The organism is Pseudomonas sp. ADAK13 (genome assembly GCF_012935715.1).
In the GTDB taxonomy this organism is placed as follows: Bacteria; Pseudomonadota; Gammaproteobacteria; order Pseudomonadales; family Pseudomonadaceae; genus Aquipseudomonas.
Genome location: NZ_CP052860.1, coordinates 1,682,719 through 1,697,216 on the forward strand (window position 1 = coordinate 1,682,719; position 14,498 = coordinate 1,697,216).

The 14,498-nt window shown below is 62.1% G+C and carries 13 protein-coding genes and 1 riboswitch; of the genes, 5 read left to right on the forward strand and 8 right to left on the reverse strand.

Annotated elements, in window-relative coordinates; genetic code table 11:
• Window positions 1-33: 33 nt before the first annotated feature.
• The 4 genes from HKK54_RS08010 to HKK54_RS08025 form a co-directional block, all read right to left on the reverse strand.
• Window positions 34-642 carry a YqiA/YcfP family alpha/beta fold hydrolase gene (locus HKK54_RS08010; RefSeq protein ID WP_010173754.1) on the reverse strand — a complete coding sequence of 203 codons (609 nt, stop codon included), beginning with the start codon at window positions 640-642 and terminating at the stop codon, window positions 34-36.
• A gap of 813 nt (window positions 643-1,455) precedes the next feature.
• Window positions 1,456-2,271 (reverse strand): 3',5'-cyclic-AMP phosphodiesterase, encoded by an 816-nt coding sequence (gene cpdA, locus HKK54_RS08015; RefSeq protein ID WP_169386515.1) that lies wholly within the window; start codon window positions 2,269-2,271, stop codon window positions 1,456-1,458.
• Window positions 2,272-2,370: 99 nt separating this feature from the next.
• Window positions 2,371-2,820, reverse strand: coding sequence for a DUF1249 domain-containing protein (locus HKK54_RS08020; protein ID WP_003209507.1), 450 nt, complete (start codon window positions 2,818-2,820; stop codon window positions 2,371-2,373).
• Window positions 2,811-3,428 (reverse strand): NUDIX domain-containing protein, encoded by a 618-nt coding sequence (locus tag HKK54_RS08025; RefSeq protein WP_003209505.1) that lies wholly within the window; start codon window positions 3,426-3,428, stop codon window positions 2,811-2,813. The genes HKK54_RS08020 and HKK54_RS08025 overlap by 10 nt, the downstream gene beginning before the upstream one ends.
• A 211-nt stretch (window positions 3,429-3,639) precedes the next feature.
• On the opposite strand from HKK54_RS08025, the gene HKK54_RS08030 reads away from it, so the two are divergent.
• Complete coding sequence (locus tag HKK54_RS08030) at window positions 3,640-4,386, forward strand: RsiV family protein (RefSeq protein WP_010169333.1); 747 nt, start codon at window positions 3,640-3,642, stop codon at window positions 4,384-4,386.
• Here the strand turns inward: HKK54_RS08030 and cytX are convergent.
• On the reverse strand, window positions 4,355-5,644 hold the full coding sequence (gene cytX, locus HKK54_RS08035; RefSeq protein ID WP_169386516.1) for a putative hydroxymethylpyrimidine transporter CytX: 1,290 nt from the start codon (window positions 5,642-5,644) through the stop codon (window positions 4,355-4,357). The genes HKK54_RS08030 and cytX overlap by 32 nt on opposite strands.
• Window positions 5,645-5,810: 166 nt before the next feature.
• A complete protein-coding gene (thiC, locus tag HKK54_RS08040) occupies window positions 5,811-7,700 on the reverse strand; it encodes a phosphomethylpyrimidine synthase ThiC (RefSeq protein WP_010169330.1) in 1,890 nt (629 codons plus the stop codon).
• Between the two features lie 146 nt (window positions 7,701-7,846).
• A riboswitch (TPP riboswitch) is annotated at window positions 7,847-7,952 on the reverse strand.
• 195 nt (window positions 7,953-8,147) lie between these two features.
• Between thiC and HKK54_RS08045 the strand changes: the two genes are divergently transcribed.
• Complete coding sequence (locus HKK54_RS08045) at window positions 8,148-9,587, forward strand: TolC family outer membrane protein (protein WP_169386517.1); 1,440 nt, start codon at window positions 8,148-8,150, stop codon at window positions 9,585-9,587.
• 118 nt (window positions 9,588-9,705) lie between these two features.
• On the opposite strand, the gene waaA is transcribed toward HKK54_RS08045, so the two are convergent.
• Both waaA and HKK54_RS08055 read right to left on the reverse strand, forming a co-directional pair.
• On the reverse strand, window positions 9,706-10,983 hold the full coding sequence (gene waaA, locus HKK54_RS08050) for a lipid IV(A) 3-deoxy-D-manno-octulosonic acid transferase (protein WP_169386518.1): 1,278 nt from the start codon (window positions 10,981-10,983) through the stop codon (window positions 9,706-9,708).
• 23 nt (window positions 10,984-11,006) lie between these two features.
• A complete protein-coding gene (locus HKK54_RS08055; RefSeq protein ID WP_169386519.1) occupies window positions 11,007-11,897 on the reverse strand; it encodes a LysR family transcriptional regulator in 891 nt (296 codons plus the stop codon).
• A gap of 201 nt (window positions 11,898-12,098) precedes the next feature.
• Here HKK54_RS08055 and HKK54_RS08060 point away from each other — a divergent pair, with 201 nt between their 5' ends.
• The 3 genes from HKK54_RS08060 (at window position 12,099) to HKK54_RS08070 (ending at window position 14,488) form a co-directional block, all read left to right on the forward strand.
• A complete protein-coding gene (locus HKK54_RS08060; protein ID WP_169386520.1) occupies window positions 12,099-12,434 on the forward strand; it encodes a DMT family transporter in 336 nt (111 codons plus the stop codon).
• 69 nt (window positions 12,435-12,503) lie between these two features.
• Entirely contained in the window at window positions 12,504-13,679 is a 1,176-nt protein-coding gene (locus tag HKK54_RS08065; RefSeq protein ID WP_010169320.1) for an NAD(P)/FAD-dependent oxidoreductase, read from the forward strand.
• The gene (locus HKK54_RS08070; protein WP_010169318.1) at window positions 13,676-14,488 is read left to right on the forward strand and encodes an aldo/keto reductase; all 813 of its coding nucleotides are present in this window, start codon (window positions 13,676-13,678) and stop codon (window positions 14,486-14,488) included. The genes HKK54_RS08065 and HKK54_RS08070 overlap by 4 nt, the downstream gene beginning before the upstream one ends.
• Window positions 14,489-14,498 lie beyond the last annotated feature (10 nt).

Sequence of the window (14,498 nt, forward strand, 5' to 3'; positions counted from 1 at the left end):
GTGAGTCGTTCGATTAAAAAGTAACCTGCGGTTTCACAATGCTGCGAAATCGAAGGATTGGTACTGATCTGCGCCAATGCCGGCAAAACTCAACAGCGCCGGTAACTGTTGGGCGAACCCCTGGTAACCATGGTCGCCACCGGCCTGGATGCGCAAGGCACAGGCCCGGTAATACTGCTGGGCGAGCCGATAATCCAGTGTTTCGTCACCGGTCTGCAACCACACCTGATAACGCTGGGCGTCCTGGGGCGCCGGCACTTCCAGCTCGGCCAGGGCCGCGACGTGGTCGTGGGTCAATTCCCAGGTCTCATCGGTGTAGAGGTTCTTCTGGGTGCCCAGGTAACCGTCGAACATCCGATGAGGGCTGACCGCCGGGTTGACCAGCAAGGCGTTGAGGCCATGGCGTTCGGCAAGATGGGTTGCATAGTAGCCGCCGAGTGAGCTGCCTACCAGCAGTGGCCTTCCGAGGTCACGGATCGCCGCCTCCAACTGGGGGATCGCCTGGCGGGGATGGTGATGCAGGGCCGGCACGCGCAGTTGGTCGGCCAGACCGAGGCTGTCCATCACGGTGATCAGTTGGCTGGCCTTGTTGGAGGCGGGCGCGCTGTTGAAACCGTGGATATACAAGATCGATGCGGACATTCCGGGTCCTCTGGGGGCGGCTTAAAGAGGGGCAGTTTACAGGGAACTGGGGGGCTAGGCTCTAGCCGGGTTTCTGTGTGTATATCCGTTGCTTCGGTAACGGCGGCTTAGGGTTCCGCTCTTACAGCGGGTCACTTTTGAAAAGCGCAAAAGTAACCAAAACGCTCTTGCCCCACCACTCGGCACCTCGCCTAGGCTCGGTGTGCCCTCACTCCGGCTTTGGACCGTGGGCCGCCGCGATGGGCCATCCTTGGCCCAGCGCGGCTAACCCGGCGTCCTGCCGGGTTACCCACGCTCCAAAGCCTGCGTTCGGCCAGCGTGGTTTAACGGGGCGCCTAAGATCAAGATCAAAAGCAGATCAACAGCACAGCGGCCTACAGGCCGGCTTGAGTGGTGTGAAGCAACAGCAACAGCAACGGCAAAATCAGAAGCGGGCACGGTCCAAATGTGGGAGCGGGCTTGCTCGCGAAGGCGGTGTGTCAGTCACCGAATGCATCAACTGAAAGATTGCATTCGCGAGCAAGCCCGCTCCCACATTTTTTGACCGCGTTTGCCCTTGCTCTTGCTCTTGTTCCTAACACTCAAGCCGGCCGATAGGCCGCTGTGCTCTGGCTTTGATCTTGATCTTAGGCGCCCGGCCGTGCCGGAGTGCGGGCATGCGGAGCCTAGGCGAGGCACCGAGTGGTGGGGCAAGAGCCCTTTTGGTTACTTTTGGCTGGGCCGGCATTCCGGGCTCCTTTCCAAAAATGACCCGCTGTAAGAGCGGAACCCTAAGTCGCCGTTACCTAAATAACGGATATACCCCCAAAGCCGTCAGTACCCGCTACTACCGTAATCCACCTGAAACGCAAAGCCCTGCACCCGCTCCACGCCGGTTTCCAACCGTCCGTCGGCATGCAGGCGCAGCCAGCGATAACCGGGCGCTTCCTCGCTCACCTTGAAGTCCTCGCTGCCGGGGGCGAACTGGATGCAGGTGGACGGCGACGCCAGCAGGCGCACGCCGTTGCGTTCGCGGTCGATTTCCTGGTGCACATGGCCCCAGAGCACCGCACGCACCTGCGGGAACCGATCCAGCACCGCAAACAACGCCTCGGGGTTGCGCAGGCCGATGGGCTCCATCCACGCGCAACCGATGGACACCGGATGATGGTGGAAACACACCAGATGATGACGAGTCGGCGCTTCGCTCAAGGATTGCGCCAGCAGTTGCAGCTGCTGGTCCTGCAAATACCCCGGCACCGAGCCCGGCACGGCCGAGTCCAGCAGGGTGATACGCCAGTTGCCCACATCCACCACCGGCTCCAGCAACGCGCTGTTGACCGCGGCTTGCAGCATCACCTGCGGCTCATCGTGGTTCCCCGGGATCCAGCGCGCCGGCGCCTGAATCTGCCGGGTCATGTCGCGAAAGGCCTGATAGGACTCCAGCGTGCCGTCCTGGGACAAATCCCCGGTGGCCAGCATCAGGTCAATCTGCGGCTGCTGCGCCAGTACCGTTTCGATGACCCGTTGCAGGCTGTCGCGGGTTTTCATGCCCAGCAGCCCGCCGTCCGCCTCCGCAAACAGGTGGCTGTCGGACAACTGCACCAGCAACGCCGAAGCGTCAGGATTCAAGGCGGATACGCTCGACAAGGCGTTCTCCCGGGGCGTGATCACAGGAATGGACATTTGAGGCGATTATGCTGGGGCAGGACACAAAGAGGAAACCCGTGAAGCGGACGCAGTTCACATCTATCGAACGACTTCGAACTCGTGGCCCAGGGCCAGGCAGTGGCTCAACCATTCGCCGAGGAACACATTGAGCTGTGCTTTCTCATCCGGCTGGTGCATGAACACGTTGGGGTAAGGGTAGATGCTGCGAAAGCGTCGCGCATGTTCGGCGCTGATCACTTCGGCCATGCGCGCGTCGTGGTACACCTGCACCTCCAGCTGCGGCACCGGCAGCCATGGCAGGCTGTGTTCCTGGCGCACCCGCAGGGTGGTGGTGTACGGGCAATTCACGATCACTTCCAGGGTCAGCACGCCGAGCATCTGGTCTCCGTGGGTCACGGCGATGCGCCGCGCCTCAGGGGTGTGGCGCATGTCCGGCAGCAGCCGCATCAGCCGTGCATAGTTGGCCTCGCAGGCTGCTTGCAGCCCGATCAGGTCAACCCGATATCGCTCCCGTGCCTTTACTGCCATAACCCCCTCACTTCCGCGCGATTAAGCGCAAGCCATTGCAGGGCAATAATGCTCGCTGCGTTGGAAATTTTACCGTCACGTACCGCTTGCAGGGCGTCTTCAAAGGCCCAGACGGTGACGCGGATATCTTCGGCTTCCTCTTCCAGTCCATGGACGCCACCGGCCCCGGCGCTTTCGCAACGGCCCAGGAACAAGTGGACAAATTCGGTGCTGCCACCCGGCGACGGAAAGTACTTGGTGATCGGCCAGAGTGCGGAGAATGTAAGGCCAGCTTCCTCTTCGGCTTCGCGGTGCGCAACCTCCTCCGGTTGCTCATCCTTGTCGATCAGGCCGGCGACCATTTCGATCAGCCACGGGTTGTCGGTACGGCCCATGGCGCCTACGCGAAACTGCTCGATCAGCACCACTTCATCGCGCTGCGGGTCGTAGGGCAGCACGCACACGGCGTCATGACGAACAAAGACTTCGCGATTGAGCTCACGGCTCATGCCGCCATCAAACTTCTCGTGCCGCAGCTTCAGCCGATCCAGTTTGTAGAAGCCCTTGTAGGCATTGTCGCGCTGAACAATTTCAACCTTGCTCGGCGTCGATTTCGCTGTGTCCGTCATATCAACCCTCGTTTATTGCCTTGCGGTGTCGAGGCAGCCTCGACATCGCGCCATCCTAACGCGCTCGCGCCCCTTGATGCAGCCCCTTTCCGGTTGCCGGGATAGACGGCGGGCGTCAAACTCACTCTAATCAGCTTAGTGGCGAACTGACTGCCCTGTCGGGAGTCGAAGCTCCACATTTTCACCTTTCCTCGATTTATGAAGGACACACATGTCGCTTTTAAAAATCGCCTCCATGGCCTGTATCGCCCTGACCCTTGGCGCTTGCCAGAGCCTGTTCCAACCCAGCTACCTCAAGCCGCTGGACACCACCGCAGACGCCTCGGAGCAAATCAAGCCCGGCTGCAGCAGCCCGGATTGCCCGCTGGTCAACATCGACACGGTGCACTTCCCGTCCGAGCCGCAACTGGACCAGATCGTCGAAAAACGCCTGCTGGAGATGGCCCGCACCTCGCCTGGCCAGGCCATGCCCGCCACCCTCAACGCCTACCGCGACAAATTCTTGCGTGAGTCGCCTGACCGCAACAGCATGTACTTGCAGGCCAAGGTACGTGAGCAGCATGACGGACTGGTGATCGTTGAAGTCTCCAGCTACCTGGACACCGGCACCGCCCACGGCGAGCCGGGCCGCGGCTTTATCAACTATTCACGCCTGCTGCACAAAGAGCTGAGCCTGACCGACATGCTGCTGCCGGGCCAGGAAGAGGCGTTCTGGAAGACTGCGAAAGTCGCCCACAACAACTGGCTGATCAACTCGCAGATGGACCGCGACCCGGATTTCGTGAAGAACTGGCCGTTCCAGAAAACCCCGAATGTGGCGCTGACCAGCAATGGCGTGGTGCTCAAGTACAACGTGACCACCATCGCGCCGTACGCATTGGGGCTGATCGAAATGACCATCCCCTATGCGCGCCTGACCGGCGTAATCAAGCCTGAACTGGTGCCCGCACGCCACTGAAGGCCCGGCCCAGAATGAAGTGCAACAGCCCTGCCAGCACCAGCGCCGGCAGGGTCGCACCGACGTCCGGGTACAGATTCGCCAGCACGTGATAGGTGCTGATGCCACCCAGCCAGGCCAGCAGTGCCGGCCAACGCAGGTTGGCAGCAATCCCATGGCCACGACGGCGCAGGATGAAGTGATCCACCAGCACCACGCCGAACAGCGGCGCGAACACCGAGCCGATCAGCAGCAGGAAGTTCTGGTACTGCGCCAACGGTGCGAAGCAGGCGATCAGCGTACAGATGACGCCGATGGCCAACGCCAGGTGCTCGACCTTCAGGCGCAACAGAATCCCGCTGGACACGGCCGCCGAGTGAATATCGGCGAAAGCGTTTTCTGATTCATCCAGCAGGATCAGCAGCAGCGGAATCCCCAGGCCGGCCCCGGCCAATGCCAGCAGCAAGGCGTTCACTTCACCGCTTGGCGCGAAGGCCAGGGTGTAGGCCACGCCCAGGCTCATCAGCCAGAAGTTGCCGATAAAGAAACCCAGCGCGGTGCCGCCGAACACGCTTTTGGCGCGTTTGCCGAAACGTGAGTAGTCGGCAATCAGTGGCAGCCAGGACAGCGGCATGGCAATGGCGATATCAAAACCCACCGCAAATGGCATCGAGCCGTCACCGGCCTGGGCCCAGAGTGCGGCCAGGTCGGCCTTGGCGAACAGGTTCCAGGTCAGCCACAGGCAGGCGGCCAGCAGCAGCCAGATGCCCCACTTGCGCAGGATCTGCCGCACAAAAGTCAACGGGCCGCTGACGGCGAGCAAGGTCGCGAGGGCGCCGAATACCAGGGTCCAGAACAACGGGCTGGCCAGCAGGCTGCCTTCGCTGAACGCGCGGGTGCCCAACAGGCTGGCGGCATCGCGCATCACGATGATTTCGAACGAGCCCCAGCCGATCAACTGCAGCAGGTTCAACAGCGCCGGCAGGCTCGCGCCCTTGGTGCCGAGGCTGAGCTTGAGGGCGGCCATGGCGGACAGGCCGGTGTCGCTGCCGATCACGCCGACGGCGGCGAGCAACAGCACGCCGACCAGGGTGCCGAGGAAGATCGCCAGTAAGGAACCGGAGAGGCCCAGGCCCGGCGCCAACAGCGCGCCGGTTTGCAGGACCATCAGGCCGATGCCCAGGGAGAACCACAGGGAAAAGAGATCGCGGGCGCCGAAGACGCGTTTGTCGGCGGGCACCGCGATGTCTGGGGAATAGGTGCTGGGTTGAATGCTCAAGGGTGTTATCTCAGAGGGACATTTATTGTTTGGGAGATCGCTATCGCGGGCAAGCCCGGCTCCCACAGGGGACCTGCTGTGAATACAAAACTGATGAACAACTCGATCAACTGTGGGAGCCGGGCTTGCCCGCGATGGCGGCAGTGCAAGCACCGCCGCCTTTAGATCAGACCTTTTTGTACAGCTGACTGCCTTCCTGCTTGAACCGCTCCGCCTGCTCCGCCAGTCCCTTGGCCACGTCCACATCCACCGTTTCAATGCGCTGGTTGGCCGCGTACTCACGCACTTCCTGGGTGATTTTCATCGAGCAGAATTTCGGCCCGCACATCGAACAGAAATGCGCGACCTTGGCCGAGTCCTTCGGCAGGGTTTCATCGTGGTACGACCGCGCCGTGTCCGGGTCCAGGCCCAGGTTGAACTGGTCTTCCCAGCGGAATTCGAAGCGCGCCTTGCTCAACGCGTTGTCACGAATCTGCGCGCCCGGATGCCCCTTGGCCAAGTCCGCCGCATGCGCTGCGATCTTGTAGGTGATGATCCCGGTCTTCACGTCATCCTTGTTCGGCAGGCCCAAGTGCTCTTTCGGCGTGACGTAGCAGAGCATCGCGCAACCGAACCAGCCGATCATCGCCGCACCGATACCGGAGGTGATGTGGTCGTAACCCGGTGCGATGTCGGTGGTCAGCGGGCCGAGGGTGTAGAACGGCGCCTCGTCACAGCATTCCAGCTGCTTGTCCATGTTCTCCTTGATCAACTGCATCGGCACGTGGCCCGGGCCTTCGATCATGGTCTGCACGTCGTGTTTCCAGGCGATCTTGGTCAACTCGCCGAGGGTTTCCAGCTCACCGAATTGCGCGGCATCGTTGGCGTCGGCAATCGAACCCGGGCGCAGGCCATCTCCCAGGGAGAAGCTGACGTCGTAGGCCTTCATGATTTCGCAGATTTCGTCGAAATGGGTGTAGGTGAAGTTCTCTTTGTGGTGCGCCAGGCACCACTTGGCCATGATCGAACCGCCACGGGACACGATGCCGGTGACGCGCTTGGCGGTCAGCGGCACATAGCGCAGCAGCACGCCGGCGTGGATGGTGAAGTAGTCGACGCCCTGCTCGGCCTGTTCGATCAGGGTGTCGCGGAACAGCTCCCAGGTCAGGTCTTCGGCGGCGCCGCCGACTTTTTCCAGGGCCTGGTAGATCGGCACGGTACCGATCGGCACCGGCGAGTTGCGGATGATCCACTCGCGGGTTTCGTGAATGTGTTTGCCGGTGGACAGGTCCATCACTGTGTCCGAACCCCAGCGAATGCCCCAGGTCAGTTTCGCCACTTCTTCTTCGATGGACGAACCCAGAGCGCTGTTGCCGATGTTGCCGTTGATCTTCACCAGGAAGTTACGGCCGATGATCATCGGTTCCAGTTCGGTGTGGTTGATGTTGGCCGGGATGATCGCGCGGCCACGGGCGATTTCTTCGCGGACAAATTCCGGAGTGATGATTTTCGGCACGCTGGCGCCGAAGCTGTGGCCGGCGTGCTGCTGGTCCAGCAGGCCGGCGGCACGGGCTTCCTCCAGCTTCATGTTTTCGCGGATGGCGACGTATTCCATCTCGGCGGTGATGATGCCTTTGCGGGCGTAGTGCATTTGGGTGACGTTGGCCCCGGCCTTGGCGCGGCGCGGGTTTTTCACGTGGGCGAAACGCAGCGCGGTCAGCTCGGCATCGCTCAGGCGCTGCTGGCCGAAGTGCGAACTCAAGCCCGACAGGCGCTCGGTGTCGCCACGGGATTCGATCCACGGCGAGCGCACATCGCCCAGGCCTTTGCGCACGTCGATGATCACATTCGGGTCGGTGTACGGGCCGGAGGTGTCGTAGACCACCACAGGCGCGTTGATTTCGCCGCCGAAGTCGGTGGGGGTCACGTCGAGGCTGACTTCGCGCATCGGCACACGAATGTCCGGGCGGGTGCCTTGCACATAGATTTTCTGCGAGCGGGTAAACGGCTGCACGGAACCGGAGTCGACCTTGGCCGATTCACTTAAATGCACGGTGTTTTTTAGTTTTGTAGTCATCACGGGCTCTCCAACTATCCAGGCGGTGGATTTTTGTCGGAGCGAACCTGTGACGGATGGACGCACTGAAACCAGTGCTGTGCTTGGCGCACGGGCTGTTCGATTGTCGAACAACATCCCGGACGAAGCACAAGAGGACTCGCCGGGTGACGAGAAATCTTGTTCCCTACGCAGGCGTTAACCTGATCAGGTTCAACGGGATCCGGTATTTACCGATCTCAGCCTTCCAACAAGGCACCCCGACAAGAACGCGGCCAGTCTAGACCATGGAGCAGGCAAATTGCCAATGACGGTGCATTCATCGTGATGAATGGCGTAATTACAGGATTGTTGTGCCGTGATAGCGCCACTACACTCGGTGACTGCTTGAGGCCTTGACGCCAGGAATGGGCCGCCTTAGCCTTGGGCACCAAATTATCGCCGTAATATTATTCTAGGGATCGCCTCATGCTGCGCAAACTCTCACTGGCTCTTGCCGTGTCTTGTGCGACCAACGGAATGGTCTGGGCAGCTGAAGCGCCCCTGACGACCAAAACCGACCTGGTCAGCGTCTACCAGGAAGCGGTGGACAACAACGCCGACCTGGCCGCCGCCCGCGCCCAGTATGGCGCGCAGAAAGAAGTGGTGCCCCAGGCCCGCGCCGGCTTGCTGCCGAACCTGTCGGCCGGTGCCGATATCAGCAATGTGCGCACCCAGCTGGATCAGCCCGCCGCCACGGTCAATCGCGACGCCCATTCCTGGCGCGCGACCCTGAGCCAGCCGCTGTTCCGCGCCGATCGCTGGTTCCAGTTGCAAGCCGCCGAAGCGGTCAACGAACAGGCCGCGCTGCAACTCTCGGCCACCGAACAGAACCTGATCCTGCAAAGTGCCGAAAACTACTTCGCCGTGCTGCGGGCCCAGGACAACCTGGCCTCCACCAAAGCCGAAGAAGCCGCCTTCAAACGCCAACTGGACCAGTCCAACGAACGCTTTGACGTCGGCCTGTCGGACAAGACCGACGTGCTGCAATCCCAGGCCAGCTACGACACCGCACGCGCCAACCGGATCCTGGCCCAGCGCCAGGTGGACGACGCCTTCGAAGCGCTGATCACCCTGACCAACCGCCAATACAACTCGATCCAGGGCATCGTCCACACGTTGCCGGTGCTGCCACCGGCACCGAACGACGCCAAGGCCTGGGTCGAAACCGCCGGCCGCCAGAACCTCAACCTGCTGGCCAGCAACTACGCCGTCACTGCTGCCGAAGAAACCCTGAAGCAACGCAAGGCCGGCCACGCGCCGACCCTGGATGCCGTGGCACAGTACGAAAAAGGTGACAACGACGCCCTGGGTTTCAGCAACCCCAGCGCCTTTGGCCAGCCGTATCACGGTGACGTGTCGCAACGCACCGTAGGCTTGCAGTTGAGGATTCCACTGTACAGCGGCGGTCTCACCAGCTCGCAAGTGCGCGAGTCCTATTCCCGCCTGGGCCAGACCGAGCAGCAACGCGAAGGCCTGCGCCGCCAGGTGGTGGAAAACACTCGCAATCTGCACCGCGCGGTCAACACCGACGTGGAGCAGGTACAGGCACGCCGCCAGTCGATCATCTCCAACCAGAGCGCGGTGGAAGCCACGGAAATCGGTTACCAGGTGGGCACGCGCAATATCGTCGATGTGCTGGACGCCCAGCGCCAGCTGTACACCTCGGTGCGCAACTACAACAACAGCCGCTACGACTACATCCTCGACAACCTGCGCTTGAAGCAGGCCGCCGGGACCCTGAACCCGGGGGATTTGCAGGATCTGGCGCGGTACCTGAAGGCCGACTACAACCCGGACAAGGACTTCCTGCCGCCGGACCTGGCCAAGGCCGCTGCGGCACAGTTGAAGGCTAACCCGGGTTATTAAAGACAATACATAACCCATGTGGGAGCTGGCTTGCCTGCGATTGCATCACCTCGGTCTGACTGATGTACCGAGGTGCCTGTATCGCCGGCAAGCCAGCTCCCACATTTGATTTGTGTTGTCAGTGGTTGAGCAGCCTGCCCAACCCGTCCAGCAAACGTTTCAACGCGCCTTGATTGGCACGCATCACCGCCAGCCCCGCCTGGCCCATCTTCTGCGCGTCCTGCGGCAGCTCGAACAAGCGCTGCACCGCCACCGCCAAACCCTCGGCATCGTCGACTTCCTGCAGCGCGCCGGCGTTGCGCATCATTGCGCTGATCTCAAGGAAGTTGAACACATGAGGCCCGCAAATAACCGGCTTGGCCAACGCCGCCGGCTCCAGTGGGTTATGCCCGCCCGTGGCGACCAGGCTGCCGCCGACAAACGCGCTGTCGGCCAACGCATACAAAAACAGCAGCTCGCCCATGGTGTCGCCCAGCAACACCGAGGTTTGCGCCGTTACTGCCTCGCCGCTGGAGCGACGCACGGTGGCGAAACCCTGTTGCTGGCACAACTCGAACATCGGGTTGAATCGCTCCTGATGGCGCGGCACCAGAATCAGCAAGGCATTCGGGTAGCTGGCGAGCAACTGCCGATGGGCGGCGAGCACCACTTCATCTTCGCCTTCGTGGGTGCTGGCGGCGATCCACACCGGGCGTTCGCTGGCGTGCCATTGCTCGCGCAAGGCGGCGGCGCTTACCAGCAGTTGCGGGTCGATGGTCAGGTCGAACTTGATCGAACCGGTGACCTCGACGGTTTCCGGCCGTGCACCCAGGCTGCGAAAACGCTCGGCCTCGATTTCAGTCTGGACGGCAAACAGGCTCATTTCCGCCAGCATCGGCGCAGTCAGCTTGGCGAAGCGCCCGTAGCCCTTGGCCGAACGGGCCGACAGCCGCGCGTTGGCCAATGCCACGGGAATCCCGCGTTTGGCGCACTGGTGAATATGGTTGGGCCACAGTTCGGTTTCCATGATCACCGCCAGTTTCGGCTGCACACGATCAAGAAAACGCTTGGCCGCACAGGGCAAATCATACGGCAGGTAGCAGTGCTGGATGCGCGGCTCGTTGGCAAACAACGCCTGGATGCGCTCGGAACCGGTGGGCGTCATACAGGTGACGGTGATCGGCAACTGTGGATAACGTTCCAGCAGCCCGCGAATCATTGGTGCCGCGGCGATGCTTTCGCCCACCGACACCGCGTGCACCCAAATCCCGCCGGGCTGCATGGCCGGCAAGCCCCAGGAAAAGCGCTCACCCACGCGCTTGGCGTAAGCCGGCGCCTTGCGGGCCCGCAGCCACAGACGTAAAGCCACCAACGGCAGCGCCAGGTAAAACAGACAGCTGTAGAGAGTTCTATTCATGGCGGCGGAGTTTATCGGCTTTTTCAGTCGATCGCCTGCAAGCACTCGGCAAAACGTTCGGCGAGGAAACGCGCGGCCGGGCCAAGCGGCTCATCGCGACGCCACACCAACTCCACCACCAGTGCCGGCGGGGTCCATTCACTGTTCAGTTCGACCATCTGGTTCTGATAGGCCGGGTACTGCACCACATGCCGTGGCAGCCAGGCCCAACCCAGCCCACGTGCCAGCCATTCGGCCAGCACGTAGAAGCTATCAGCGCGCCACACTTGCGGGCTGGCGGCCTCGCTTCCGGGATACACGCTGGTCTGGGTCGCCATCAGCAACTGGCGAAACTGTGCCAGGCGCTGGCAATCCACGAACTTTTCCCTGGCCATGGGATGACTGATACCGCACACGGTCACCATCTCCACGCTGCCCAGCACCCGGCGCTCCAACGCTTCGGGGATTTGGTCGTGGTAGAACAGCAGGCCCAGATCCGCCTTGCGCTCCACCAGTTTGCGCGCGACATCGCCTTGGGCGGCGCTGGACAACTGCACCTCCAGGCTGGGAAATTTTCCCGCCAGCGATTCGAGGCTGTCGAGCACCGGCTGATAGAGCATGGCCTCATCCTGGGCCAGGCGCAGGCGGGCTTCTTCCCCCCGCATCAACGACAACGCACGGCCATTCAGGCGTTCACACTGGCGCAAGACTTCCCGCGCCTCTTCGAGCAACGCGGTGCCGGCCTCGGTCAAGCGGGGCTGGCGGCCGCTGCTGCGATCAAACAGGGACACGCCCAGGTCCGCCTCCAACATGGCAATCCCATTGCTGACTGCCGACTGTGCCCGGCGCTGGTCCCGCGCCACCGCCGAAAATGAACGCTGCTCGGCGACGCTGACAAACAGGCGCATTTGCTCAAGACTCCACTGCACGCTCATGGCTCAACCCATCTTTGATTCGGATAGGTAATGACTTTACCGCATCTGGTAAGTCTCTAAAATGCCAACCTTTGTAGGAGCGAGCTTGCTCGCGAAGGATCCGAGAGCGCCGCGTTAAACCAGATGCGCTGCGTTATCGCTGACGACTTTCGCGAGCAAGCTCGCTCCTACGGTTGAACCCCTGTACCGAGGATTTACCCCATGAACGCCGCCTACTATTACCTGGCCATTGCCATTTGCTCGGAAGTGATCGCCACCGTCTCCATGAAAGCGATCAAGGGTTTCAGCACGCCGATCCCGCTGTTGCTGGTGATCGTCGGTTACGGCGTGGCCTTCTGGATGCTCACGCTGGTGGTGCGCACCGTGCCGGTGGGCGTCGCGTATGCGGTGTGGGCCGGGATGGGTATCGTGATGGTCAGCATCGCCGCGCTGTTTATCTACGGGCAGAAACTAGATATCCCGGCGATGCTGGGGATGGCCCTGATTGTGCTCGGGGTGGTGGTGATTCAGCTGTTCTCGAAAACCGCCGGGCACTGATCACCGACAAATCGCCGCGCCTCTGTGCCTGTATACTGCGCCTCTTGTCTTGAACACTGAGGTCGCTGCATGCCATCCGTTATTTCCACCGACGTTCTGATTGTCGGCGCCGGGGTTGCCGGCCTCTGGCTCAATGCGCGCCTGCGTCGCCAGGGCTTTTCCACGGTGCTGGTAGAAAGCGCCACCCTCGGTGGCGGGCAGAGCGTGAAGTCCCAGGGGATCATCCACGGCGGTGCGAAATACGCGCTGCACGGCGCCCTCACCGGCGCCTCGGAAGCCATCGCCGACATGCCCCGCCGCTGGCGCGAAGCTCTGGCGGGCAACGGCGAACTGGACCTTTCGGGCGTGCGCCTGCTGTCCGAGGCCCACTATCTGTGGTCGCCGGGCACTATCGCCGGCAACCTCACCAGTTTCTTCGCCAGCAAGGCCGTGCGTGGCCGCGTCGACCAGGTAAAGGGCGACGACCTGCCACCGGCCCTGCAAGACCGCCGCTTCAAGGGCAAGGTCTATCGCCTGGCCGAGTTGGTGATCGACGTCCCAAGCCTGATCGAACGCCTAGCGCAACTGGCCGGCGACGGCCTGCTGGCCGGTGAACAGATCGAACCGTTGATGGAAGACGGCACACTGGTCGGCCTGAAGGTCGATGGCCGCGAGATCCGCGCCCAGCGTATCGTGCTCAGCGCCGGTGGCGGCACTGCTGACTTGCTCAGTGCCCTGGGCCTGAGCCAGCCCGCCATGCAACGCCGACCGCTGCACATGATCATCGCCAAGGGCCCCGGCCTGAAGCCGCTGTACGCCCACTGCCTGGGCGGCGGCACCAAGCCGCGCATCACCGTGACCACGCACCCCGCTGCCGATGGCAACTGGGTGTGGTACCTGGGCGGCGATATTGCCGAGGCCGAAGGTGTGGCCCGTACCCCGGAGCAACAGATCGCCACCGCCCAAAAAGAGCTGGCCCAACTGCTGCCCTGGATCGACATGAGCCAGACCCGGTGGGCCACCCTGCGCGTGGACCGCGCCGAGCCGTTACAGTCGGGGCTGACCCGCCCGGACAACGCCTTCCTCGCCGAACAGGACCGCCTGCTGGTGGGCTGGCCGACCAAGCTGGCATTGGCACCGGATTTCGCCGATCGGGTGATCCATGCACTGGAACGTGACGGCATCACGCCAGGCACCCCGGAAAAACTGCCCGAACTGCCAAAACCCAAGATCGCCCAACCCGCCTGGGAGCAACTGCTGCCATGACCTTGCCGACCCTGCACGACCTTCACCGCCCGCTGGGCAGCACCGGCCTGCTGGTCTCGCCGCTGGGCCTGGGCACCGTCAAGCTGGGCCGCGACCAAGGGGTGAAGTACCCCAACGGTTTCCAGATTCCCGATGACGACGCCGCGCGGATGCTGCTGCGCCAGGCCCGTCAACTGGGCATCAACCTGATCGACACTGCGCCCGCCTATGGCCGCAGCGAAGAACGCCTGGGCCCGCTGTTGCGCGGCCAGCGCCAGGACTGGGTGATTGTCAGCAAGGTGGGCGAAGAGTTTGCCGAGGGTGTGTCCCATCACGATTTCAGCGCGGCCCATACCCGACTTTCTGTGGAGCGCAGCCTGAAACGACTTGAAACGGATTTTATCGACCTGGTGCTGGTGCACTCCGACGGCAACGACCTGCATATCCTCAACGATTGCGAGGTTTACCAGACCCTGGCGGACCTCAAGCGCGAGGGCAAGATTCGCGGTTTCGGCTTCTCCGGCAAAACCGTCGAGGGCGGCGTAAAGGCTCTGGAACAAGGCGATTGCGCCATGGTCACCTACAATCTGAACGAACAGGCCGAGAAAGCCGTCATTGATTATGCGGCCGCGCACGGCAAAGGCATCCTGGTGAAAAAAGCACTGGCCAGTGGCCACGTCTGCCTCGAATCCGGAGTGGATCCAATTCACGCCAGTTTCATGTTGTTGTTTGCGCAAACTGGCGTCGCCAGTGCTATTGTCGGGACCATTAATCCGCTGCACCTCGCCCACAACGTAGCGACCGCTGCCAAGGTCATTCGCCAACTCTGATGCCGCCGAC

Coding starts and splice junctions, on each gene's coding strand:
- HKK54_RS08030 (WP_010169333.1), top strand. CDS start 3,640: ATGTCGCTTTTAAAAATCGCCTCCATGGCCTGTATCGCCCTGACCCTT.
- HKK54_RS08010 (WP_010173754.1), bottom strand. CDS start 642: ATGTCCGCATCGATCTTGTATATCCACGGTTTCAACAGCGCGCCCGCC.
- HKK54_RS08045 (WP_169386517.1), top strand. CDS start 8,148: ATGCTGCGCAAACTCTCACTGGCTCTTGCCGTGTCTTGTGCGACCAAC.
- thiC (WP_010169330.1), bottom strand. CDS start 7,700: ATGACTACAAAACTAAAAAACACCGTGCATTTAAGTGAATCGGCCAAG.
- HKK54_RS08065 (WP_010169320.1), top strand. CDS start 12,504: ATGCCATCCGTTATTTCCACCGACGTTCTGATTGTCGGCGCCGGGGTT.
- HKK54_RS08055 (WP_169386519.1), bottom strand. CDS start 11,897: ATGAGCGTGCAGTGGAGTCTTGAGCAAATGCGCCTGTTTGTCAGCGTC.
- HKK54_RS08020 (WP_003209507.1), bottom strand. CDS start 2,820: ATGGCAGTAAAGGCACGGGAGCGATATCGGGTTGACCTGATCGGGCTG.
- HKK54_RS08060 (WP_169386520.1), top strand. CDS start 12,099: ATGAACGCCGCCTACTATTACCTGGCCATTGCCATTTGCTCGGAAGTG.
- waaA (WP_169386518.1), bottom strand. CDS start 10,983: ATGAATAGAACTCTCTACAGCTGTCTGTTTTACCTGGCGCTGCCGTTG.
- HKK54_RS08025 (WP_003209505.1), bottom strand. CDS start 3,428: ATGACGGACACAGCGAAATCGACGCCGAGCAAGGTTGAAATTGTTCAG.
- HKK54_RS08070 (WP_010169318.1), top strand. CDS start 13,676: ATGACCTTGCCGACCCTGCACGACCTTCACCGCCCGCTGGGCAGCACC.